General features: G+C 67.1%; 2 protein-coding genes. Both read right to left on the bottom strand.

Annotated elements, in window-relative coordinates; translation table 11 throughout:
* Positions 1 to 284, bottom strand: a 284-nt coding sequence (locus tag A5709_RS00055; protein WP_156767931.1) for a DUF222 domain-containing protein, incomplete at its 3' end; no start/stop codon positions are given.
* A 108-nt stretch (positions 285 to 392) separates the two neighbouring features.
* Positions 393 to 693, bottom strand: a 301-nt coding sequence (locus A5709_RS00050) for a zinc-binding dehydrogenase (RefSeq protein ID WP_156745050.1), incomplete at its 5' end; no start/stop codon positions are given.

Genomic DNA, 693 nt, shown 5'->3' with positions numbered 1-693 from the left:
TCGGCGATACGCCGGGCGGCCTCGCCCTTGGTGATGCGCAACCGATCAGCCAGGCCCACCCGCAGCGAGCCACCCAACTCCGCGGGGCTGGCCTGGGCGTCGAGCTGGTTGATCAACGCATGCTGCGGAGCGCGCAGCCGGCGGTACACCCGTTCCACCCGCTCCATCGCGGCCAACCGCTCCGGGGTGGTCAGCACATCAAAAGACAACCCGCACAACCGGTCCACGTCGTCGTCGAGCGCGTCGAAAACCTCGACGATCTCCTCACGACCACTGACACCCATATCGCAACCCTACGAACGCCCACCGACAAAAACGGCCGCCATGTGACCACTGAAGCCAAAGTGACACAAAAGATTACGCATTAAGTGCAAGGCCGAACAGGGCCCGCCCTAGTCTCGAACGACGATGACCGTCTTGCCGGGCCGCCGGCCCGGGCGGCCGCCGCTTTCGAACGCCTCGCGCCCCCGCTCGAGCGGGAACGTCTCGGCGATCTGCACCCGCAGCTGTCCGCTGTCGACCAGCGACGCCAACTCGGCCAGCTGATCCCGATTCGGTGTGACGATGAAAAAGATTGCCGCGACGCCATATTCGTCGGCGGCGCCCGCGGGCGGGGGCGCCGACAGGGTGACCAGCCGCCCACCCGGGCGGAGCACCGGAAACGATCGCTCCAACGTCTCACCGCCGACGGTG

It is taken from the genome of Mycobacterium sp. E1386 (assembly GCF_001672745.1).
Lineage (GTDB): Bacteria > Actinomycetota > Actinomycetes > Mycobacteriales > Mycobacteriaceae > Mycobacterium.
The sequence above is the reverse complement of the archived record's forward strand: the minus strand, read 5'-3'. Positions and strand labels throughout refer to the sequence as shown.